Source organism: Nonomuraea sp. ZG12 (genome assembly GCF_052068115.1).
Taxonomy (GTDB): domain Bacteria; phylum Actinomycetota; class Actinomycetes; order Streptosporangiales; family Streptosporangiaceae; genus Nonomuraea.
This window is the reverse complement of the sequence record NZ_JBQHCW010000050.1, coordinates 1-21,898: the sequence shown is the minus strand read 5'-3', so window position 1 is coordinate 21,898 and position 21,898 is coordinate 1. Positions and strand designations below refer to the sequence as shown.

The window sequence follows — 21,898 nt, the reverse complement described above, 5'->3', positions numbered from 1 at the left end:
CGGTCAGGCTCCGGCCACCGCGCTGCGGCGTTCGATCAGGAGTACGTCACGCCAGGCGCCGTGGTGGCGGCCCATCCGCTCGCGGGTGCCGACGACCCGGAAGCCGAGCGCCTGGTGCAGGGAGAGGCTGGCGGCGTTCTCGGGGAAGATCCCGGACTGGATGGTCCAGACGCCCGCCTCTTCTGAGGCGGCGATGAAGGCGGCGAGCAGCGAGCGGCCGATGCCGTGGGCCTGGCAGCCGGGGTGGACGTAGATGCTGTGCTCGACGACACCCGCGTAGACCGGCCGGCTGGAGACCGGTGAGGCGGCCACCCAGGCCACGACGTCGCCGGTCTCGGTGTCGACGGCGACGTGGCGCAGGTTCGCCGGTCTGTTCGCGGTGAAGCCCGCCCAGCTCGGCGCGGTGGTCTCGAAGCTGGCCTGTCCGGTGTCCAGGCCCAGCTGGTAGATGGCGAGCACCTGCTCGGCGTCGGAATCGCGCATCGGGCGGATCTCCAGGCCGGGGCCGATGGCGGGCTTGGCCGCCCGGACGATCGCGGAGTGCACGCCATCGCCGTGATCCGCGGTGAGAACGATCGTCGCACCGACGAACCCGGTCGCGCGCAGCAGGTCCCGGTACTCCGGCACGCTGAGGGCGCCGGCTTCGCAGCCCACCCGGCGTTCGGCGGCTGCGCGCCGTACGGGATCGGTGTCGCCGTCGGTGACCACGTCGCTGATCCCCAGGCGGCCGCCGGGCCGCAGCACCCGGAACGCCTCGGAGAGGACGGCCGCCTTGTCGTCGGACAGGTTGACCACGCAGTTGGAGATGATCACGTCGACCGTCCGGCCGGGGAGCGGGATGTCCTCGATCGTGCCGTGCAGGAACTCCACGTTCGCCGCGCCCGCCTCCGCCGCGTTGCGCCGGGCCAGCTCGATCATGTCGGGGCTGGCGTCCAGCCCGTAGGCCTTGCCGTACGGACCCACCCGGCGGGCCGAGAGCAGCACGTCGATGCCGCCGCCGGAGCCCAGGTCCAGCACGGTCTCCCCGGCACGCAGCTCGGCCACGGCGACGGGGTTGCCGCAGCCGAGGCTGGCCCTGAGCGCACCGCCGGGCAGGCCGGAGGTGTCGTCGTAGCCGGCGGTGCCGAAGTGGCCCTCGCCGAACTCGTCAGTGGCGCAGTCGACGACGGTCTCGCCGGTCAACGCGGCACGGGCGAGACCGGAGTAGCGCCGGACGACTTCATCGTGTGCCATGGCGGATCTCCTCACTAGCCATCGTTGATCGACGATAATCGATGATATTCCCGTGGTCCAGCCCCGGAGGTCGGGTGGCCCTGGCCGGCGCCGCCCGCTTCGTCAGGGCGAGGCCGGTGCCGGCAAGCGGGGTATCGTCAGCAGAACCTCTCGGCTCCTTATCCGATGCCCGCAAAGGTTAAGCTGACGTAAGGGTAGGTTTTGCCCAGAAGCATGCGTACGGGCGAACTCGATGTGGAGGACGGATGCCGGACGGGCTGGTGCAGATCGGCGAGGTGGCCGAGCGGCTCGGGCTGTCCTTGCGGACGATCCGGCACTACGAGGAGGTCGGCCTGGTGGTGCCCGAGCGCACGCCCGGCGGCTTCCGCCTCTACAGCGAGACCGACATCGGCCGGCTGGCCCTGATCAAGCGGATGAAGCCGCTCGGGTTCAGCCTGGAGGAGATGCGTGACCTGCTGGAGATCACCGACCGGCTCGGCGCCGGGGACGACGATCCGACGCTGATCAATCGGCTGCAGATGTTCGAGCGCGCGGTGGCCGAGCGGGCTGACAAGCTGCGGGAGCAGCTGGCCATGGCCAGGGAGTTCGGTGAGCAACTGCGCCGTCAGCGGATGCGGGCCGCACCCTCCGCCTGACCGGATGAGACCTTTGTCACGCTGCGATCGCCTGACTCCAACCCTTACGTGAGAGTACCTTTGGTGAGGACGCGCTCCTCTGCGAGCCTGCTCGACACGACGGCGACACCGCCGCGTCACATGCCCGCCACACTCCTGCGTGAGCCTGGGCGGTAGCGCGCGTCCGGCCTTCTCGTTCATGCATCGGTCACGCCGTGGCCGGTCTCCGCCCGCCTGTAGGGATGTGCTGTTGTCTGCTCGTACCGGCGTGTTCGCGCGCCGTCCGTCCTTGCCCGATCTCCGTCACCTGACGCCCCGCGTGCTGCGTGTGGAGCTGCTGTCCGGCCTGGTGGTGGCGCTGGCGCTGATCCCCGAGGCGATCTCGTTCTCGATCATCGCCGGTGTGGATCCCAGCGTCGGGTTGTTCGCCTCGTTCACCATGGCCGTGGTCATCTCCGTCGTGGGCGGGCGCTCGGCCATGATCTCGGCGGCGACGGGCGCGATCGCGCTGGTGGTGGCGCCGCTGGCCCGCGAGTACGGGCTCGGCCACCTGGTCGCCGTGGTCATTCTCGGTGGCGTTCTCCAGGTGGTGCTGGGTGCGCTGGGGGTGGCCAAGCTGATGCGGTTCGTGCCGCGCAGCGTGATGGTCGGCTTCGTCAACGCGCTGGCCATCCTCATTTTCATGGCCCAGGTGCCGGAGCTCACCGGCGTCCCGTGGGTGGTCTACCCGCTGGTCATGGGCGGACTGGCGCTGATGGTGTTCTTCCCGCGCATCACCCGGGCCGTGCCCGCGCCGCTGGTGTCCATCGCCATCCTGACCGCGATCACGCTCGGCGCCGGCCTGGCCGTGCCGACCGTGGGCGACAAGGGCGTCCTGCCGTCCTCGCTGCCCGTCCCGGGCCTGCCCGACGTGCCGTTCACCCTCGACACCCTCACCCTGCTCATGCCGTACGCCATCGCGTTCGCGCTCGTCGGGCTGATGGAGTCGCTGATGACCGCCAAGCTCGTCGACGACATCACCGACACCCACTCCAACAAGACCCGCGAGTCCATCGGCCAGGGCGTCGCCAACATCGTCACCGGCTGCTTCGGCGGCATGGGCGGCTGCGCCATGATCGGCCAGACGATGATCAACGTGAAGAACGGCGCCCGCACCCGGATCTCCACCTTCGCCGCCGGCGTGCTGCTCATGGTGCTGTGCATCGTCTTCGGCCCGTGGGTGTCGCAGATCCCGATGGCGGCCCTGGTCGCCGTCATGATCCTGGTCTCGGTCGGCACCTTCGACTGGCACTCCATCGCCCCGGCCACCCTCAGGCGGATGCCCTGGGGCGAGATCAGCGTCATGGTCATCACCGTCGCCGTGGTCGTCGCCACCCACAACCTGGCCATCGGCGTGGTCGTCGGCAGCCTGACCGCCATGGTCATCTTCGCCCGTCGCGTCGCCCACCTGGCCAACGTCACCGCCTGCCTGGACCCCGACGGCAAGCAGGTCGTCTACGCGGTCACCGGCGAGCTGTTCTTCGCCTCCAGCAACGACCTGGTCTACCAGTTCTCCTACGCCACCGACCCCGACGACGTCGTCATCGACCTCACCGACGCGCACATCTGGGACGCCTCCTCCGTCGCCGCCCTGGACGCGGTGGAGACCAAGTACGCCGCCCGCGGCAAGAAGGTCACCATCATCGGCCTCAACCAGCCCAGCGCGGCACTGCACGACACGCTCGCCGGCCGGCTCAGCGGCCACTGACACATCTGGCGCGGTTGACGTCGCGCAGCGCGTCGATGACGACCTGGGCCAGCCGGGGATCCCGGCTGGTCGCCGCCGGGGTCAGAGGAGTTCGACGTGGTCGCGGTAGGGGTCGAGGCGGTCGTCGGAGACGTCGAGTTCGGTGACCATCAGGTCGATGCCGTCCCAGGGCAGGCAGCGGGCGGCGGCGCCCGTGCCGAGCTTCTGTGAGTCCACGGCCATGACGACGTGGTCCGACAGCTCGGCCATGAGCCGCTTGATCTCGCACTCCTCGGCGCTGAACTCGCTGGTGCCGAAGTGCGGGTCCACCGCGGCGGCGGACAGGAAGGCGCGCGCGAAGGAGAACTGCTTCAGCGCCAGGGAGGCGACCGGGCCGATGAGGCTGCCGGCGTTGGGGTCCTTCTGGCCGCCGGTCAGGTACGCGTGCACGAGGGGGTCGCGCGTCAGGGTCAGGAAGGTCTCGATGCCGTCGGTGACCACGGACAGGTTCTCCGAGCGGGGCATCGAACCGGCGAGGACGCACAGCGTGGAGGAGGCGTCCATGCAGATCCCCACCCCGCCCGAGGGCACCAGGCTGGTCAGCTTCCGCGCGATCTCCTCCTTCGCCCGCCCGGCGCGGGTCCGGCGTGCCTCGAAGGGCTGCGCCGAGCTGACCGCGCCGCCGCGCACCCGGCGGACCAAACCCTCGTCCTCCAGCGCCTGCAGGTCCCTGCGGATCGTCATGGTGCTGACCTCGAAGCGGGCGGCCAGGTCCTCGATGCGCAGGCTGCCGCTGGACGAAAGCAGGTCGGCGAGCGCCTGACGTCTGCTTTCGAGGTTCACGGTGCTCCTGACGACCATGCCGTCTCCGTCTCCTTCGGTGTTCAATCTTGTCAATTGTCACACAGGTGGGTTCGGCTGGAGGCAGCGTCCGCCTGCTGGCGTGTGAACGATAAATGATCCGGCGGATGACTTCAAGGCCCGTCCACCAGGGGATTTGCGGCCCCGACCGGTGGGATGTCGGCTTCGCCGCACCTTCTGTCAGATGTAACAAGTGGGCAACGTACTCTTGACGTGGGGATGTCGCTTCGTGTGATGTTCACATGAAACAACAACTACGGGTCCCGTCCGGGAGCCCGGAGGGTGGCGGCCGACCTGCCGGACGGCCACCGTCCGAGGAGCGGGCCCCACCGCACACCGAGCCGCCGAGGCCGGGTCTGGAGATCAGTCGTGGAAGATGTCGCTTTGGAGTGCCGGGATCTGGCCAAGGCATTTGGCGGCGTGCCCGTACTGAAGGGCGTCTCTCTGACTCTCAGGGCCGGTTCCGTGACCGCGCTGGCGGGTGAGAACGGCGCCGGCAAGTCGACGATGATGAAGATCGCGTCCGGTCAGGTGCGGCCCGACCGGGGCCAGGTCCTGGTCGGCGGCGAGCCGTTGCCCCAGGGGGACCCGCAGGCGGCCCACCGGCAGGGAGTCGCGATCATCCCGCAGGAGCTCGCGCCGATCATGGACATGAAGGTGTACGAGAACCTGTTCATCGGGCGGGAGATCCGTACCCGGGCCGGGCTGCTCGACCGGCGCGCGATGGCCCGCAAGGCGCGCGAGATCCTGGACGTGTTCGGCGTCGAGATCGATCCGCAGGCCACGATGCGGCGGCTGCCGGTCGGCCTGCGCCAGCTCGTGGAGATCGCCAAGAGCACGACCGGCGGCGCGAAGGTCCTGCTCCTGGACGAGCCCAGCTCCGCCATCTCCGAGCGCGAGGTCGACCGCCTGTACGCCGTGGTGGGCAAGCTGCGCGAGCAGGGCGTCGCCATGCTCTACACCACCCACAAGATGGAGGAGATCCGCGCCCTGGCCGACCGGGTGGTCGTCCTGCGTGACGGAGGGCTGGTCCTGGACCAGCCGATCGGCGAGATCAGCGACGACGACATCGTGCACGCGATGATCGGCCGCGAGTTGCAGGACTTCTTCCCCACGCTGCACCCGCCGGGCGACGAGGTGGCCCTGCAGGTCAGCGGGCTGCAGGTGAGCGGCTACGCGCGGCCGGTGGACCTGACCGTGCGCCGCGGCGAGATCCTCGGGCTGGCCGGCCTCGTCGGCGCAGGCCGGACCGAGCTGCTTGAAGCGATCTTCGGCGTGCGCAAGAGCACCGAGGGCACCATCACCGTCGCCGGCAAGCCGGTCAAGCGCAACGCCCCCGCCGCCGCGATCACCCACGGCATGGCCCTGGTCCCGGAGGACCGCAAGGGCGCCGGGGCCGTGCTGTCCATGAACGTGCTGGACAACGGCTCACTGCCGCGCCTGTCGGGCTTCACCCTCGGCGGCTGGCTGCGGCAACGCGAGCGCACCAAGAAGGTCGGCGCCGCGATGGACTCGGTGAAGCTGCGCAGCCGCGGCCTGTCCCAGCAGGTCGGCACCCTCTCCGGCGGCAACCAGCAGAAGGTGGTCCTGGCACGCTGGCTGACCGGCCACGTGAACGTCCTGCTGCTCGACGAGCCCACCCGGGGCGTGGACGTCGGCGCCCGCAGCGAGATCTACCGCATCATCACCGAACTGGCGGCCTCCGGGATGGCCGTGATCATGGCCTCCTCCGACATGCCGGAGATCCTCAGCCTCGCGCACCGCGCGCTCGTCATGCGCGGCGGAGCGGTCGCGGGCGAGCTGAGCCGCGACGACCTGTCCGCACCGAACGTCCAGGACTCGATCTTCCGGCTGGCCGCGGGCCTGAGCCCCGGCTCGGCCGATCCACCGCCCCCGGATCGCCAACCCACCCCGACAGCAAGCAAGGAGGACGGCCGATGACCCCCCAGGAGTCAGCGCCGGACAGAGGAACGGCCGCGGGGCTCCTGGCCTGGCGCCCCTCCGGACCGTGGGTCCGCGACCAGTTGATCCGCCACGCCATGGTGTGGGTGATGCTGCTGATCATCGCGTACTTCAGCTACCGGAGCGCGCGCTTCGGCACCCCCGACAACCTGCAGACGATCGCCATCGCCGCGGCCCCCTTCGCCCTCATCGCGCTGGGTCAGACGCTGGTCATCCTCACCGGCGGCATCGACCTGTCCGTGGGCAGCGTGATCGCGCTCAGCGCGATGGCGGCGGCGGCGACGGTCAAGGACCATCCCGAACGCCTGTGGCTGTCGCTCGTGGTCGCCATGCTCGTCGGGCTCGCCGCCGGCGCGATCAACGGCTTCCTGGTCTCCAAGGTGAACGTGCCGCCCTTCATCGCCACGCTCGGCATGCTCACCACGGCGTCCGGGCTGGCGTACGTCGTGGGCCAGGGCGCGCCGATCAACGGCCTGCCGCAGAACTTCGGTGAGATCGCCAACAACCAGATCCTCGGCCTGCAGATCCCGGTGATCGTCATGATCGTCGGCATCCTGGCGCTGGCCCTGATCATGAAGCGGACCTCTTACGGCATGCGCGTGTACGCGGTGGGCGGCAACCCCGTCGCCGCGCAGATCGCCGGTGTCAAGACCACCCGGATCCTGTTCAGCGTCTACGCCCTGAGTGGCCTGCTCGCCGGCCTGTCCGGCGTGATGCTCGCCTCCCGGGTCATCTCCGGCCCGCCCAACCTCGGCCAGGGCTACGAGCTGGACGCCATCGCCGCCGTCGTCATCGGCGGCGCCAGCCTGCTCGGCGGCCGGGGCAGCATCATCGGCACCGCGCTCGGCCTGTTCCTGATCCAGACCCTCAACAACGGCCTGGACATCCTTTTGGTGCCCGCTTACTGGCAGAGCGTCATCAAGGGCACCCTGATCGTCGCCGCTGTCACCGTCGACGTCTGGTCCGCCAAACGCAGGGTCTGACCGTCGTCAGGCCTTCCACGTCCATCCAGCGAACAACCCCCCTGTACGAAGGAGTTTCCATGCGCATCAAGAGTGCATTCGCCGCCGCGGCGGTGGGCGTGGCCATGCTGGCCACCTCCGCCTGCGGAGCCGGGGATACCAGCGCCAACACCGGTGAGGCCGGGGCAGCGGACGCGAGCGGCGTCCGCGTCGGCATCAGCGTCTACGACATGTCGTCCTTCATCACCGCCGGCAAGGCGGGCATCGACGCGTACGCCAAGGCGAACGACATCGAAGTCCTGTGGAACTCGGCCAACCTGGACGTCGCCACCCAGGCCAACCAGGTCGACCAGTTCATCAACGCCGGCGTCGACGCCATCATGGTCGTCCCGGTGCAGGCGGACTCGCTCGGCCCGCAGGTCGCCGCGGCCAAGGCGAAGGACATCCCCTTCCTGGCCGTGAACGCCGGACTCGCCAGCGGTGACCTCGCCGGCACCGTGCTGCCCGACGACGTCAAGGCCGGCGAGCAGGAAATGCAGATGATGGCCGACGAGCTCAAGGGCAAGGGCAACATCGTCGTCCTGCAGGGCCCGCTGGGTCAGTCGGGCGAGTTGGACCGTACCAAGGGCATCGAGAACGTGCTGGCCAAGTACCCCGACATCAAGATCCTGGCCAAGGACACGGCCAACTGGAAGCGCGACGAGGCCGTCAACAAGACGAAGAACTGGCTGTCCAGCTTCGGCGACAAGATCGACGGCATCGTCGCGGAGAACGACGACATGGGCCTGGGCGCCCTCCAGGCGACCCGCGAGGCCGGCCTCAAGATCCCGATCGTCGGGGTCGACGGCATCGAGGACGGCCTGAACGCCGTCAAGAGCGGCGACTTCATCGGCACCAACCTCCAGCACGGCACCGTCGAGCTGGCCACCGGACTCGCCGTGGCGGCCAAGATCGCCAAGGGCGAGGAGGTCAACAAGAACCCGGTCTACCTGATGCCCCAGGTCACCCCCGAGAACGTGGACACCTACATGGAGCACGTCGTCACCAAGAAGGACGAGTTCCTGGGCCAGCTGCCCGCGCTGATCGAGGCGAACCTCAAGACCGGCGACATCGCCAACGAAGAACTGGCCGGATAGGCGGCGTGCGGGCGTCCGCCCGCACCCCGTACCAGCCCGAGCAGCGCGTAGCCGAGGAGAACATCATGACCACGATGCAGGCAGCGGTCCTGCGTGGAATCCAGCAGTTGGCCATCGAGGAGCGTCCCGTACCGGAGCCGGCGCCCGGCGAGGTGCTGGTGCGGATCACGGCGGTCGGGGTCTGCGGGTCCGACGTGCACTACTACCAGCACGGCCGGATCGGCGACTTCGTGGTCGAACGACCCATGGTGCTCGGCCACGAGTCCGGGGGCGTCATCGTCGGCGTGGGAGCCGGCGTGGACGCCTCCCGGGTCGGCCAGCGGGTGTCGGTCGAGCCAGGCGTGCCCGACCTGACCTGCTCCGAGTGCCTCGCCGGACGGTACAACCTCTGCCCGGACATGCGGTTCTTCGCCACGCCGCCGTTCGACGGCTCACTCGCCGAGTTCGTCACCGTGCACGCCGCGTTCGCGCACCCGGTGCCGGACACGATCTCGGACGACGCGGCGGCGCTGCTCGAACCGCTGTCCGTCGGCGTCTGGGCCAACCGCAAGGGGCAGGTCGGCGCGGGCAGCCGGGTCCTGATCACCGGCGCCGGCCCGATCGGGCTGGTCGCCACCCAGTGCGCCCGCGCCTTCGGCGCCACCGAGATCGTGGTGGCCGACCTCAACCCGCACCGCCTCAAGCTCGCCGAGGACCTGGGCGCGACGGCGACCATCAACGTCGGCGAGACCTCGCTGCGCGACGCGGGCCTCGAACCCACCGTGCTGCTGGAGTGCTCCGGCCACCCGGGCGCGACCGGCGACGGCATCCGCAGCCTGGCCAGGGCGGGCCGCGCGGTGCTGGTGGGGATGGGCGACGACGGGCTGCCGCTGCCGCTCACCCACATCCAGAGCCGCGAGATCGAGCTCACCGGCACGTTCCGCTACGCGAACACCTGGCCCACCGCCATCGCGCTCGCCGCCTCCGGGCGGGTCGACGTGGACACCCTGGTCACCGGCCACTTCGCGCTGGCCGACTCCGAGGCGGCCCTGCTCGCCGGCGAGCGAGACCCTCTCGCCGTCAAATCGGTGATCAATCCGCAGCGCTGATCTGGCGACCGAAGGGACAACAATCATGACTCGTCTGTACGACGATCCCAGCGCCTTCACCGACGACATGCTCGCCGGCTTCCTGGACGTGCACCGGGGCAGCGTCGCGGGTGTGCCTGGCGGTGTCGTACGGGCCACCGAGACGCCGCCGGGCAAGGTCGCGGTCGTGGTCGGCGGCGGTTCCGGGCACTACCCCGCCTTCTGCGGCGTGGTGGGGCCCGGGTTCGCCGACGGCGCCGTCGTGGGCAACATCTTCACCTCCCCGTCGGCGCAGGACGCGTACTCGGTGGGCAAGGCGGCGGCGGGCGAGGCCGGCCTGATCTTCTCCACCGGCAACTACGCCGGTGACGTCATGAACTTCACCCTGGCCCAGCAGCGGCTGTGCCAGGAGGGCATCGACACCCGGGTGGTGTTCGTCACCGACGACATCGCCAGCGCGCCGCCGTCGGACGTGCACGCACGCCGTGGGATCGCCGGTGACTTCGTCGTGTTCAAGGTCGCGGGCGCCGCCGCCGAGGCGGGCTACGACCTGGACGCGGTCGAGCGGGTCGCCCGGCACGCCAACGACCGCACCCGCACCCTGGGGGTCGCCTTCGGCGGGTGCACCATGCCCGGCGGTACCGAGCCGCTGTTCACCGTCCCAGCAGGGCGGATGGGCGTCGGCCTGGGCATCCACGGCGAGCCGGGCGTGGGCGAGGACGCGCTGCCCCGGGCGGCGGACCTGGCGCGGCGGCTGGTGTCCGGCGTCCTGGCGGAGAAGCCCGCCGGGTCCGGCACCAGGGTCACCGCGATCCTGAACGGCCTCGGCACCACCAAGTACGAGGAGCTGTTCGTCGTCTGGCGCACCGTGGCCCGGCTCCTGGCGGAGGAAGGGCTCCAGGTCGTCGCCCCGGAGGTGGGCGAGCTGGTGACCAGCCTGGACATGGCCGGGTGCTCGCTGACCCTGGTCTTCCTCGACGAGGAGTTGGAGCGGCTGTGGTGCGCGCCTGCGGACACGCCGGCGTACCGGAGAGGGCGGGTGGAGCCGCGTACGGCGGCGCCGGCCCGGCGTACCGCGTCCGCGCCTGCGGAGGCGGCCGCGGCGGTCAGCCCGAGCACGCCGGGGTCCCGCGCCTGCGGCCGGGTCGTCGTCGCGGGGCTGGAGGCCGTCGCGGCGGCCATGGCCGAGGCCGAGGGGGAGCTGGGCCGGATCGACGCGGTCGCCGGTGACGGCGACCACGGACGTGGCATGGTCAAGGGCTCGGCGGCGGCGCTCGCCGCCGCCCGTGACGCGGCCGGCGCCGCAGCGGGCGCGCGGTCGGTCCTGGTCGCGGCGGGCGAGGCGTGGGCCGCCAAGGCGGGCGGCACGTCCGGCGTCCTGTGGGGCGCCGCGCTCTGCGCCATCGGCGAGCGGCTGGGCGACGACCGGGAGGAGATCGCGGGCGCCGACGTGGCGGACGCCGTACGGGCCGGGCTGGACGCGCTCCAGCGCCTCGGCGGTGCGCGGCCGGGGGACAAGACCATGATCGACGCGTTCGCGCCGTTCGCCGACGCGCTCGCCGAGCGGGTCCGGGGCGGGACGGAACTCGCCGCCGCCTGGCGTGAGGCCGCCGAGGTGTGCGAGGTCGCGGCGCTCGCGACCGCGGAGCTGCGCCCACTGGTCGGCCGGGCGCGCCCGCTCGCCGAACGCAGCGTCGGCACCCCGGACGCGGGGGCGACGTCTCTCGCCCTGTGCGCCCGCGCTGTCTCGGGCGTGCTGTCGCTCGCCCGCTGAGTTGCACGACACGAAGGGATGGGGGGCCATGCCTCACAAATGGCGGATCATCGTCGGTTGCGACGATGCCGGTCTGGAGTACAAGAACGCCCTGAGGGCCGATCTGGAGGGCGATGACCGGGTGGAGAAGGTCGTCGACATCGGGGTAGGGGCCGAGGAGACGACGCCATATCCGCACATCGCGGTCATGGCGGCGCGAATGGTGGCCGCCGGCGAAGCGGACCGTGCGTTGCTGGTGTGCGGCACCGGGCTGGGAGTCGCGATCAGCGCCAACAAGGTGCCCGGGATCCGCGCGGTGACGGCACACGACAGCTTCTCCGTCGAACGGTCCGTGCTGAGCAACAACGCCCAGATCCTGTGCTTCGGGCAGCGCGTCGTCGGTCTGGAGCTGGCCCGCCGCCTGGCCGCCGAATGGCTCGACTACCGCTTCGACCAGAACTCCAGCTCCGCGGCCAAGGTTCGGACCCTGTTGAACTATGAGGCCGGGCACGACCAGGCCGACCAGGCCGAGACCCTGCGGCAGGGTGAGGAACTGGTGCGCACGGCCATGCTGAGCACCGAACCGCGCTCCCAGAAGAGCGTCCAGACCGACTGCGAGGAGTAGAGGACATGACGGCAGCGGAGAAGGCGCCCGACCTGAGCTTCGGGCTCACCGGCAAGGTGGCGCTGGTGACCGGCGGCGCGTCGGGGATCGGCGCGGCGATCGCGGACACGTACGCGGTGAAGGGCGCCCGGGTCGCCGTGGTCGACATCGACGGCGAGGCGGCCAGGAAGAAGGCGGCCGAGCTGGGGGAGACGCACGCCGGGTTCGCCTGTGACGTGTCGGACCCCGCCGCCGTGCGCGCGGCGGTCGGCGCGGTCCTGGAGGCGTTCGGCCGGATCGACATCCTGGTCAACAGCGCGGGCGTCGCGATCCTGGCCCCGGCCGAGGACCTGGAGGTCAGCGCGTTCGACCGGACGATCGGGATCAACCTGAAGGGCACCTTCCTGGTGTGCCAGGAGGTCGGCCGGCACATGCTCGGCGCCGGCGGCGGGAAGATCATCAACCTGGCGTCACAGGCCGCCACGGTCGCGCTGGACCAGCACGTGGCGTACTGCGCCTCCAAGTTCGGCGTGGTCGGCCTGTCGAAGGTGCTCGCCTCCGAATGGGCCGGCCGGGGCGTGACCGTCAACACGATCTCCCCCACGGTCGTCCTCACCGAGCTGGGCCGCAAGGCGTGGGACGGCCCCAAGGGCGACGCGCTGAAGGCCCAGATCCCCACCGGCCGTTTCGCCTACCCGGGGGAGATCGCCGCCACGGCGCTGTTCCTCGCCTCGGACGGCGCCGACATGATCAACGGCGCGGACATCATCGTGGACGGCGGCTACACCATCCGCTGACAGCGCCGCTGATCGTGCCGATGACGACGGTGGAGCCCGCGCCGGCGGCCGGTGCGGGCCACGGCTCGGCGCTCGCCGTTGCCGAAACGGCAAGAAAGATCGACACCGTCGGAAGGGTTCAGGATGCTGGTGCGCAGAGACGACAACGCGTCCTGTGGCCTGCCGGCCAGGGCTGCCGCGGCACAGCACCGGAAGGAACCACCTGATGAGCGGACACGACCATGGGCTCACCGAACATGAGGCTGACGCCATGTTCGAACCGCCGAGCTGGGACGAGCGCTACTCCGGCCCCGAGAAGATCTTCAGCGGCGCTCCCAATCCGCAGCTCGTCGCCGAGGCGACCGGGCTGACGCCGGGCACGGCGCTCGACGTCGGTTGTGGCGAGGGCGGGGACGTGATCTGGCTGGCGGGGCGAGGCTGGACCGTCACCGGGGCCGACTTCTCCGCCAACGGCCTGGCCCGCGCCGCCCGGCACGCCGAGCAGGCCGGAGTCGCCGACCGCATCGACTGGTGGCATGTCGACGCCAGGACCTTCGCCGCGGGCGGCCGGACCTACGACCTGGTCACCAGCCACTTCCTGCACCCGCCGAACGGCGGCATGGTGGAGGTGACCCGTCGGCTGGCCGAGGCCGTCGCGCGCGGTGGGCATCTGCTCGTCGTCGGTCACGCGCCGTCCGAGGTGTTCACCCAGCTGACGGAGAGCCGGCGCAAGGCGATGTTCCTGGCCGAGGAACTGCTGCCCGCCCTGCCGGACGGCTTCGACGTCCTGGTGGCCGAACAGCGGCCGCGAACGATGACCCGCGACGGCGTCACGGTGGACGTACACGACTCCACGCTGCTGGCCCGGCGTACGTCCTGAGGCCCCCGGCCTGGCCCCCCTCAGCTCACCGCCTGCTTCACCAGTGCGCTGATCCGCGCCTCCACCTCGGCCGTCACCTCGGTCAGCGCGAAACCGGCGGCCCACATCGTGCCGTCGTCCAGGGCCGCCAGATCGCTGAACCCGAGCGTGGCGTACCGTGACTTGAACTTCGCCGCGCTCTGGAAGTGGCAGACGATCTTGCCGTCCAGAGCGTAGGCGGGCATCCCGTACCAGAGCTTCGGCGCGAGGGCCGGGGCGCTGCCGGTGATGACGGCATGGACCCGCTCGGCCATGATCCGGTCCGAGTCCTGCATCTCGGCGATCTTCGCGATCACGTCGGCCTGGTCCTGCGCCGCCTTGTCCGCACGTGAGCCGCGGCGTGCCGCCTTCTTCTGTCCTTGGGCGTGCTCCTTCATCGCGGCCTGCTCTTCGGCCGTGAATCCCTGGTAGGTGCCGCTCATGGTCGTTTCTCCTTGAGATGATCGTGGTGGTGGAACGGTGAGACGGTCGCGTGCCTCAGGCGGATGCGGCTTCCCAGACGAAGCCGTCGGGGTCGGTGAAGGGCGCGGCGTCGCCGCCGATCACGATGCGGTGGGATCCGGTGCCCTCCTGGGGGAGGCCGGTGTCCTTGGCGAGGGCGCGGCGCGGGTAGAGCGCCAGCGTGACGGCCGATGACGGGGTGTCGAACTCGACGTACTTGCCGCCGTAGCTCTTGGCCACGGTCAGGCCGCGGTCGACGTAGAACCGCTTGCTCGCCTTGACGTCCGCGACTCCCAGCAGGAGCGCGATCTGGTCGATGTGGCGAGTGGCGGGGCCGGTGTCCTTCTTCTTCGCGGTCGCGATCTTGCAGATCGTCCCGTCCGGAGCCCGTACGACGCCGCCGTAGCCCCAGAACCCCTTCGTGGCCGGCTTCAGCACCGTGGCGCCGGCGTCGAGGGCGGCGCCGATGAGGGCGTCGACGTTGCCCGGCTGGGACACCACGAGTGACAGCGCGAACCCGCGAAAGCCGGTCGCCGGCGCGTCCGAGGCGCGTACGTTCACGTAAGGGCCCAGGCCGAAGGCGTCGTAGAAGGCCTGTGCGGCGGTGGGGTCGGGAACTTCCAGGGTGACGGTGTCGAACGAGGTCATGGCAGGTCCTTTGCGTGAGGTGGGTTCTGTGGGCGAGCCGGTGTTCATCGGTCCTGGATCAGCCCGAGGACGTTGCCGTCGGGGTCGGTGACGGTGGCCACCAGGCGGCCGCCACCGACCTCATGCGCGGCCTCCTTCACGGTGGCTCCCGCGGCGGTGACCTCGGCGAGCTTCGCCTCGATGTCCCGCACGTGCCAGTAGGCCACCGGCGAGGTCATGCCCTGCGGTCCACCGTTCGGCACCAGTCCGATGTGCTGGCCCTCGGCCTCGAAGCCGACGTAGTAGGGCGAGTCGGTTCGCGGCGGGGTACCGAGCAGGGCCGCGTACACCGCCTTGGCCTTCGTCAGATCGGACACGGGGTGCAGCACGGTCCTGATTCCCTCGGGGGAAGAGCCGGTCATGATCACTCCTGAGGTAGTGGGGCAGATCGTCCCGCTGTGTGCGTACTCACAGCTTTGTCCTGGCCGGGCCGATCCACATCCGTGCCGACCACGGAACCGCTCCACGGATCGACAGCACGGAGCGCGTACGGTGGCCGTTCCGGAGGGATGCTGCAAACTGGGACAGTGACGGCAACAGTGGACATCTCGCCTCGGGAAACCGAGGTCCTGGAACTGGTCGGGGCCCACCTCAGCAACGCGGAGATCGGGGCACGGCTGTCCATCTCGGTGCGTACCGTGGAGAGTCACGTCTCCTCGCTGCTGCGCAAGCTGGAGCTGCCGGATCGGCGGGCGCTCGCCCAGCGCGCGCCCGAGCCGGCCGCCGGCCCGTCTCATCCGGCACCGGTTCTGCCGGCTCCGCTGACCTCGTTCGTCGGCCGGGTCGGCGAGCGGGCCGAGCTGGCCGAGATGCTCAAGGGGCATCGTCAGGTGACCGCCGCTGGTCCCGGCGGAGTGGGCAAGACCCGGCTGGCGTTGGCGGTGGCCGCGGATGCAGCCGGCGAGTACGCCGACGGGGTGTGGTTCGTCGACCTCGTCCCGGTCACCGATCCGGACCTGATCGCGACCGCGGTCGCCGGGGCGCTCGGCCTCGGTGAGCAGCCCGGCCGCGACATGACCGAGTCCGTGGGCGCCGCGCTGGCCGACCGTCATGCGCTGCTGGTGCTGGACAACTGCGAGCACGTGGTGGACGGGGTGGCGCTGTTTCTCGAGCGGCTGCTGGCGACGTGCCCTCGGGTGACGGTGCTGGCGACCAGCCGGGCACGGCTGATGGTGCCGTTCGAACGGGTGTATCCGGTCCCGCCGCTGTCGCTGCCCGCCGACGGCGGGTCCGACGCGGTCGCGTTGTTCACGGAGCGGGCGGCGGCGGTGGGCCGGTCGCCGGATCCCGCGCTGCGCGATCAGATCGCCTCGATCTGCGAGCGGCTGGACGGGATGGCGCTGGCCATCGAGCTGGCCGCCGCCCGGTATCCCACGCTCGGGCTGGACGGCATCAACGCCGCCCTGTCCCACCCGCTGCGGATGCTCACCGGCGGCTCCCGTGCCGATGAGCGGCACCGCTCGGTGCGGGGAGCGCTGGACTGGAGCCATGCCTTGCTGGAACCGGCCGACCGGGCGCTGCTGCGTCAGGTGTCGGTGTTCGTGGCACCGTTCACCGCTGCCGCGGCGGCGGAGGTGGCCGGGTCCGAGGAAGGCATCGCGGCCGAGGGACTGGCCCGGCTGGCCGAACAGAGCCTGCTGGTGGTGACGGCGTCCCCGGGCGGGACCCAGTACCGGGCGCTGGAGACCATCCGCCAGTACGGGACGGAGCGGCTGACCGAGGCCGGGGAGCTGGACGACGCTCGATCCCGCCACGTTCGCTGGTGCCTGGCCATGGCCGCCGAGCTGGCGGTGGTGGCAGCGGACTGGCGGGCCCGGTTCGACGCGGTGGCGGACGATCTGCGCGCCGCCCTGGCATGGGCCGCCGACCGGCCGGAACGACGCGCGGAGGCGTACCGCCTCGCCCGCTTCATGGCGGAGCTGACCTTCACCCGGCATCTGATCGGCGAGTCCCAGGGGCGCTATGAACAGGCCGCCGCGCTCGCCGACGACCCCGCCGCCGGCGCGTCGATGCTCCGGCACGCCGCGGCCGTGGCCGGATGCCGGATGCACGGTGACGACATGTACCGCCTGCGCCGCGCGGCCGCGGATGCCGCCCGCCGATCCGGTGACACCGTCGGCGCCGCCTGTGATCTGGCGACCGCCGCCGCCGACGCCTACCGGTTCTCTGGCAAGTTCGTCCGGAATCTGCCGCCGGAAGAGGCGCTGGCGCTCATCACTCAGGCGCGGGAGCTGGCCGGCGACGACCCGGCCGCCCAGGCCGCGCTGGCGCTGGCCGAGGCCGGGCGGGCGCTCACCGAGATCGGCGCCACGCCGGGCCTGAACGACAACGCGGTACCCATGACGATCGCCCGCGCCGAACGAGCGGTCGAACTCGCTCACCGCACCGGCGACCCGCTCGCCGAGTCCGCCGCGCTCGACACGCTCACCTGCGCCCAGAGCTGGGCCGGTGACACGTTCGCCGCCGCCGGCACGGCCCGGCGCCGGGTCACGCTGCTCTCGTCCACACCGGATACCCCGGCCGGCACCCACGAGCTGATCGAGGCGCTCGGTGAGGCCACCGAGGCCAGCCTCGGCACCGGCGACCTGGCCGGTGCCCGCCGGTGGGCACGGCAACTCGCGGATCACCCCTTGCTGGCGGAGGTCGGCCACCGTGCCACGGGCTGGCTCCTTGTGGCGGACGCGCTGGCGGGCGACATCGAGGGGACACTCACCGGCAGCATCCGGTTCCTCGATGCGTGGCAGCGCGCCGACGGTCCCGCCGGCTCCGTCCTCGGCCCACCGGCCGCCGCGGTGGCGACGATCCACGGCCTACGTGACGACCAGGACGCCTGGCGCGAATGGAGCGCGCTGCTGAGTCAGCTCGACCCCTCACCCAGGAACACCCACGGCTACGGGGCGGTCTTCGACGCGATGCTTCTGCTCCACAGTGGGCAGGCGCCGGAGGCGGTGGAGCGGTTGGCGCCCGAGCCCGGCGAGGTGTGGCAATGGGTGACCTGGATCTGGCTCCACTGGTATGTGGCGCTGCGCGCCGAAGCCGCCGTGCTCGCCAGGAGCTCAGACGCCCGCGACCGCCTGGCCGAGGCCCGGACCGTCGTGGCCGGCAACCCGGTCGCCACTGCCCTGGTGGAGCGGGCCCAAGCGCTGCTCGACGATGACCGGGAGCGGTTGCTCGCCACGGCGGACGCCTTCGACACCGCCGGCTGTCGCTACCAGTCGGCGCGGACCCTGGTGCTCGCCGGCGGCGACCACGCCGCCCGCGGCGCGGCCACGCTGGCCGATCTCGGCTTCGCCCCGATGATCGCCTCGGCATCCACGACGACCTCGGAGTGATGTCCGCCGCAAGCGCGGCCGATCTCAGTCGCTGGACAGGTGCTCGACCGCGCCGAGGAAGTCTCGGAAGGCCCGGTCGGTGCGGGTGGCGTCGCCGGTGGCGTCGAGGTCCATGAGGAGACCACGGATGACGGCGAGCACGAGCGTCGCGAGATCCGGCCGGCCGATGCTGCGCAGGCCGTCCCCGAGCGGCCCCAGCCAGTCGGTCGTCGCGGTGCGCCGGAAGTCGGGCCACAATCGCTGCTCCGCGCTCTCGCGCAACTGACCGAACATCCGCAGGTACGGCTGCCCGTCCGGGCCGGTGATGGAGGTCCAGGCGCGGCTCAGGGTGGTGGTGTACGGCTCGTCCGGTCGCACCCGCAGGAGATCACCGAAGGCGTCGAGCTGACGTTGCCGCGCGCGCCCGAGGACGGCTCGCAGCAGGGCGTCGCGGGTGCCGAAGTGATAGATCAGCATGCGGGTCGAGGTGCCGGTGGCGGTGGCCAGCGGTTCGAGCCGGTCGGGGAGGCCGTGCGCGAGGGCGTGATCGGCGCAGGCATCGAGCAGCCTCTCCTTGATGTCCGGTTGCGGTCGTCTGCCCACGGCCCTACTTTTTCACGTAATAATCGTTACGTCTATAGTCGCCGGAGGAAGCGGTCGAGGCTGACGTGGAGGTGGCGATGAGAGTCGTGTTCGTGCACGGAGCGTGCGTACGGGACGGGTCGTGGTGGTGGCACCGCACCGCCGAGCTGCTGCGGGAGCGGGGGGTGCCCAGCGTGGCCCCGGCGCTGCCGAGCTGTGGCGAGGCGGGCGTGCCCGGCGGCGTCGGCGGTCCTGGACTGCCCGAGGACGTCGCCGCGGTGCGGCAGGTGCTGCAGGACGGCGACGAGCCGACCGTCGTGGTCGCCCACAGCTACGGCGGCATCGTGACCGCGGAAGCCGCTGCGGGGATCGGGTCGGTGCGCCACCTGCTGCTGGTCTCCAGCTACCTGCCCGAGGTCGGGCAGAGCCTGTCGGAGTTCGGGGACGGCGGCCCCGCCCCGTTCCTCGACGTCGATCCCGACGCCGGCACCTTCGAGGTCCGCCCCGAGCTGCTCGTGGACACGTTCTTGCAGGACTGCGACCCCGAGGTCCAGGAGCGGGCGGCGGACCACCTCGCCCGGCAGAGCGTGCGGGTGACCGGGCAACCGGTCGGGGCGGCCGCATGGCAGCAGGTGCCCTCGACGTACCTCGTCTGCGCTCAGGACAGGGGGACCCCGCCGCGGCTGCAGCGCGAGTTCGCCCGCCGGGCCGGCGCCGTCGTCGAGCTCGACGCCGGCCACCACCCGTTCCTGTCCCAGCCCAGGGCGGTCCGGGACCTGCTGCTGAGCCTGTGACGGCAGCCCCGGACCAGCCGTCCCGGCGGCTTTCTCGGACGTCGGCGGCAGCGCCTGGGCGATCTCCGCAGCGTTTCGATGGATGGACTCAGGAGGTGCCGGTGCGTACGGCGGTCGCGGCCAGGGTGGTGTAGTTCATCGTGAAGCTGCCTCCCAGGGAGTCGATGGCGGCCCCGACCGCGCCCAGCACCTCGGCCAGCTGATCGGGACGGAGTTGGGTGAGACCACCGGTGGTGGGTAGCAGGTCCAGCCATTGGTCGCGCGTGTAGGACTGCTCCCAGTCGAATCGCCACTGGTCGAAATCGGTGAACTGTTCGGTCTCGCGGACCTTGTCGGCGAGCTTCGCGTACATCGCCTGGTAGAGGTCGAGCGGACGTCGGGCCGGTTGGCCGTTGAGCGGGGAGTCGGGCGCCGCCCGCCGGTAGGCAGCGGCGAACGGCTCGGCCACCTCGATAGGCGGCTCGTACACGTGCCCGAAGATCGCCAGCCGTCCTCTTGGGCGCAGCACGCGTGCGGCCTTCACCGCGCCGGCGACCGGATCCACCCAGTGCCACGACTGGGCGGCGATGACCGCGTCGAACGTCCGGCCGGCCGGCTGCCAGGATTCGAAGGCCGACACCTCGACCCGCAGGCCACGGGATCGCGCGACGTCGGCCATCCGCGCATCGGGCTCGACGCCGAGCACGGCGCAGCCGGCCGCCTGGAACTGGCGGGCGGCGATGCCGGTGCCGCAGCCGACGTCGAGCACGTCAGGCCCGGGGCTCCCGGCGACGATCCGCGCCACCAACGCATCGGGGTAGCCGGGCCGGGCCTGGTCGTAGTGTTGCGCGTCCACGCCGAACGACTCGGCCATCCGCCGGGCCTTGTGCGGCTCCGATGGGGACGGCTCTGGGCGCTCTCGAGGTAGTATGGGCACGTGCCCACTTTAGTGGGCGTGTGCCCACTAGGCAATGCGTGCCGGCGGGTCGACGCACGAAAGGATCTCTGAGTGCCGACTGGCGTGCACCTTCGCGACGCGCGGCAGCAGCTGTTCGACGCTGCCGAACGAGTGCTTCTGCGGGACGGGCCGAACGGGCTGACCAGCCGGGCCGTCACCGACGAGGCGGGCTGCGCCAAAGGCGTCCTGCACCGGCACTTCGCCGACTTCGACGCCTTCCTCACCGACCTGGTGCTCGACCGGGCCGCGCAGCTCGAGACGCAGGCGAGCGTGCTGCGCGAGTCCGTCGGCACCGACACGGTGGCCGGCAACCTCACCAGCGGGCTGACCATCCTGTTCGGACCGATACCGATGGCGATCCTCCCGCTCATCACCTTCCGGGACGAGCTGCGCGCACGGCTGCGGCAAGCCAGACCCGGAGGCGGCATCGCGATCCTCGCCCAGGCCACGACCGCAGTCTCCGCCTATCTGACGGACGAGCGCGAACTGGGCCGCATCGCGGCCGACGCCGACATCGACTCACTCACCCTCTCCCTGGTCGGTGGGGGGCATCTGCTGTTCGCAGACCGCGACCCCGGCCCACCGACCGCAGCGGCCGTCAGCAAGTTCGTGACAGCGGTCATCGCCGACGCCGTGCAACGACGACCGGACCAGGGGCGCCGGTAACGCTCATGCCACCGGCGCGACCCGACTGGCCGCCCTATATGGGCGTATCCTGCCGATATGGGGTGGTTGGAACGCTTGTCGGGTGCCCTGCGCGGAAGCTGTACGGATCGTGGCGTGGCCAGGGGATAGCGCCGCGTTCCCGGGGGCGGCGGACACGTCGTCTCGTCTGGACGATCTGCTGGTCGAAGCCGTGTTCAGCACCGGGGCGCACATCGGCATGGTGTACGTCCTGGCCGCGGACGGTCACCTCCTGCAGATGCAGGCCACGATCGGTTTTCCCGCCACCATCGCCCGGACCTGGGCCAGGATCAGGGTGCACGATTCCATGCCGGTCGCGGTGGCGGTGCGTGAGCAGAGGCTGGTCTGGCTGAGCGACCGGGCGGTCCTGGCGCGTGAATTCCCAGCGGCGGCGTTGTCGCTGCCGTACGACTTCGCGCTGGCCGCCTCGCCCGTCTGCGCCGGCGGTGTCGTCTGGGGCGGGATCGTCATGGGCTGGCCCACGGGAGGCGAACCCCGGCTCAGCCGGCGCCGGCTCGACATCATCGACGGCATCTGCGCTGAAATGGGGCGCCTGCTCCGCCGGGCGAGTGAGGGCGGACAGCCGGTCGTCCCCAGCTTCCCGCCTCGCGTCCTGGACCCGGTTCCCGCTCACCGGCCGCGCTCGGACGCCTGCCTGACAGCCTTGGCATGCCTCGACTCCTTGCCCGAGGGCTACTGTCACCTGGACGCGCACGCGCGGGTGAGCCTCGTCACCGCCACGGCCGCCGACCTGCTCGCCGCGAATCCGTCCGAGATGGTCGGCAAACGCCTGTGCAAGGCACTGCCCTGGCTGGACGACCCCCTCTACGAAGACCGCTACCGGGCCGC

General features: G+C 71.1%; 20 protein-coding genes and 1 pseudogene. 14 read left to right on the top strand and 7 right to left on the bottom strand.

Annotated features, from left to right (window positions below):
• Positions 1 to 3 precede the first annotated feature (3 nt).
• The gene (locus ACTMTF_RS48305; RefSeq protein WP_441116843.1) at positions 4 to 1,233 is read right to left on the bottom strand and encodes a GNAT family N-acetyltransferase; all 1,230 of its coding nucleotides are present in this window, start codon (positions 1,231 to 1,233) and stop codon (positions 4 to 6) included.
• Positions 1,234 to 1,478: 245 nt separating this feature from the next.
• Here ACTMTF_RS48305 and ACTMTF_RS48300 point away from each other — a divergent pair, with 245 nt between their 5' ends.
• Both ACTMTF_RS48300 and ACTMTF_RS48295 read left to right on the top strand, forming a co-directional pair.
• A complete protein-coding gene (locus ACTMTF_RS48300; protein ID WP_441116842.1) occupies positions 1,479 to 1,868 on the top strand; it encodes a MerR family transcriptional regulator in 390 nt (129 codons plus the stop codon).
• Between the two features lie 229 nt (positions 1,869 to 2,097).
• Positions 2,098 to 3,594 carry a SulP family inorganic anion transporter gene (locus ACTMTF_RS48295; protein ID WP_441116841.1) on the top strand — a complete coding sequence of 499 codons (1,497 nt, stop codon included), beginning with the start codon at positions 2,098 to 2,100 and terminating at the stop codon, positions 3,592 to 3,594.
• Positions 3,595 to 3,675: 81 nt separating this feature from the next.
• Here ACTMTF_RS48295 and ACTMTF_RS48290 read toward each other — a convergent pair whose 3' ends face one another.
• Complete coding sequence (locus ACTMTF_RS48290) at positions 3,676 to 4,434, bottom strand: DeoR/GlpR family DNA-binding transcription regulator (protein WP_397006479.1); 759 nt, start codon at positions 4,432 to 4,434, stop codon at positions 3,676 to 3,678.
• Positions 4,435 to 4,803: 369 nt separating this feature from the next.
• On the opposite strand from ACTMTF_RS48290, the gene ACTMTF_RS48285 reads away from it, so the two are divergent.
• The 8 genes from ACTMTF_RS48285 (at position 4,804) to ACTMTF_RS48250 (ending at position 13,574) form a co-directional block, all read left to right on the top strand.
• A complete protein-coding gene (locus ACTMTF_RS48285) occupies positions 4,804 to 6,375 on the top strand; it encodes a sugar ABC transporter ATP-binding protein (RefSeq protein ID WP_441116840.1) in 1,572 nt (523 codons plus the stop codon).
• Positions 6,372 to 7,379, top strand: a complete 1,008-nt coding sequence (locus ACTMTF_RS48280; RefSeq protein WP_397006474.1) for an ABC transporter permease — start codon at positions 6,372 to 6,374, stop codon at positions 7,377 to 7,379. Before ACTMTF_RS48285 ends, ACTMTF_RS48280 begins: the two co-directional genes overlap by 4 nt.
• 59 nt (positions 7,380 to 7,438) lie before the next feature.
• Positions 7,439 to 8,494: a substrate-binding domain-containing protein gene (locus tag ACTMTF_RS48275; RefSeq protein WP_441116839.1), complete on the top strand. Its 1,056-nt coding sequence runs from the start codon at positions 7,439 to 7,441 to the stop codon at positions 8,492 to 8,494.
• Between the two features lie 65 nt (positions 8,495 to 8,559).
• A complete protein-coding gene (locus tag ACTMTF_RS48270; RefSeq protein WP_441116838.1) occupies positions 8,560 to 9,582 on the top strand; it encodes an NAD(P)-dependent alcohol dehydrogenase in 1,023 nt (340 codons plus the stop codon).
• Between the two features lie 25 nt (positions 9,583 to 9,607).
• Positions 9,608 to 11,335, top strand: coding sequence for a dihydroxyacetone kinase family protein (locus ACTMTF_RS48265; protein WP_441116837.1), 1,728 nt, complete (start codon positions 9,608 to 9,610; stop codon positions 11,333 to 11,335).
• A gap of 28 nt (positions 11,336 to 11,363) precedes the next feature.
• Positions 11,364 to 11,939 (top strand): ribose-5-phosphate isomerase, encoded by a 576-nt coding sequence (locus tag ACTMTF_RS48260; protein WP_441116836.1) that lies wholly within the window; start codon positions 11,364 to 11,366, stop codon positions 11,937 to 11,939.
• 5 nt (positions 11,940 to 11,944) lie between these two features.
• A complete protein-coding gene (locus ACTMTF_RS48255; protein WP_441116835.1) occupies positions 11,945 to 12,715 on the top strand; it encodes an SDR family oxidoreductase in 771 nt (256 codons plus the stop codon).
• A gap of 205 nt (positions 12,716 to 12,920) precedes the next feature.
• On the top strand, positions 12,921 to 13,574 hold the full coding sequence (locus ACTMTF_RS48250) for an SAM-dependent methyltransferase (protein WP_441116834.1): 654 nt from the start codon (positions 12,921 to 12,923) through the stop codon (positions 13,572 to 13,574).
• Positions 13,575 to 13,594: 20 nt separating this feature from the next.
• On the opposite strand, the gene ACTMTF_RS48245 is transcribed toward ACTMTF_RS48250, so the two are convergent.
• Genes ACTMTF_RS48245 through ACTMTF_RS48235 form a run of 3 tightly spaced genes read right to left on the bottom strand, consistent with a single transcriptional unit; the run spans position 13,595 to position 15,103 of the window.
• Positions 13,595 to 14,035: an iron chaperone gene (locus ACTMTF_RS48245; protein ID WP_441116833.1), complete on the bottom strand. Its 441-nt coding sequence runs from the start codon at positions 14,033 to 14,035 to the stop codon at positions 13,595 to 13,597.
• A 55-nt stretch (positions 14,036 to 14,090) separates the two neighbouring features.
• Positions 14,091 to 14,702 (bottom strand): glyoxalase, encoded by a 612-nt coding sequence (locus ACTMTF_RS48240; RefSeq protein WP_441116832.1) that lies wholly within the window; start codon positions 14,700 to 14,702, stop codon positions 14,091 to 14,093.
• A 44-nt stretch (positions 14,703 to 14,746) separates the two neighbouring features.
• Positions 14,747 to 15,103, bottom strand: a complete 357-nt coding sequence (locus ACTMTF_RS48235) for a VOC family protein (protein WP_441116831.1) — start codon at positions 15,101 to 15,103, stop codon at positions 14,747 to 14,749.
• Positions 15,104 to 15,268: 165 nt separating this feature from the next.
• Between ACTMTF_RS48235 and ACTMTF_RS48230 the strand changes: the two genes are divergently transcribed.
• Entirely contained in the window at positions 15,269 to 18,073 is a 2,805-nt protein-coding gene (locus tag ACTMTF_RS48230) for an ATP-binding protein (RefSeq protein WP_441116830.1), read from the top strand.
• Between the two features lie 24 nt (positions 18,074 to 18,097).
• On the opposite strand, the gene ACTMTF_RS48225 is transcribed toward ACTMTF_RS48230, so the two are convergent.
• Entirely contained in the window at positions 18,098 to 18,655 is a 558-nt protein-coding gene (locus ACTMTF_RS48225; RefSeq protein ID WP_441116829.1) for a TetR/AcrR family transcriptional regulator, read from the bottom strand.
• Positions 18,656 to 18,732: 77 nt separating this feature from the next.
• Between ACTMTF_RS48225 and ACTMTF_RS48220 the strand changes: the two genes are divergently transcribed.
• Entirely contained in the window at positions 18,733 to 19,428 is a 696-nt protein-coding gene (locus tag ACTMTF_RS48220) for an alpha/beta hydrolase (protein ID WP_441116828.1), read from the top strand.
• 88 nt (positions 19,429 to 19,516) lie between these two features.
• On the opposite strand, the gene ACTMTF_RS48215 is transcribed toward ACTMTF_RS48220, so the two are convergent.
• Entirely contained in the window at positions 19,517 to 20,344 is an 828-nt protein-coding gene (locus ACTMTF_RS48215; protein ID WP_441116827.1) for a class I SAM-dependent methyltransferase, read from the bottom strand.
• Between the two features lie 72 nt (positions 20,345 to 20,416).
• Between ACTMTF_RS48215 and ACTMTF_RS48210 the strand changes: the two genes are divergently transcribed.
• Together ACTMTF_RS48210 and ACTMTF_RS48205 are read left to right on the top strand one after the other, a co-directional pair.
• The gene (locus tag ACTMTF_RS48210; RefSeq protein ID WP_441116826.1) at positions 20,417 to 21,031 is read left to right on the top strand and encodes a TetR/AcrR family transcriptional regulator; all 615 of its coding nucleotides are present in this window, start codon (positions 20,417 to 20,419) and stop codon (positions 21,029 to 21,031) included.
• A 109-nt stretch (positions 21,032 to 21,140) separates the two neighbouring features.
• Positions 21,141 to 21,898: pseudogene (locus ACTMTF_RS48205) on the top strand (SpoIIE family protein phosphatase); the annotation flags it as partial.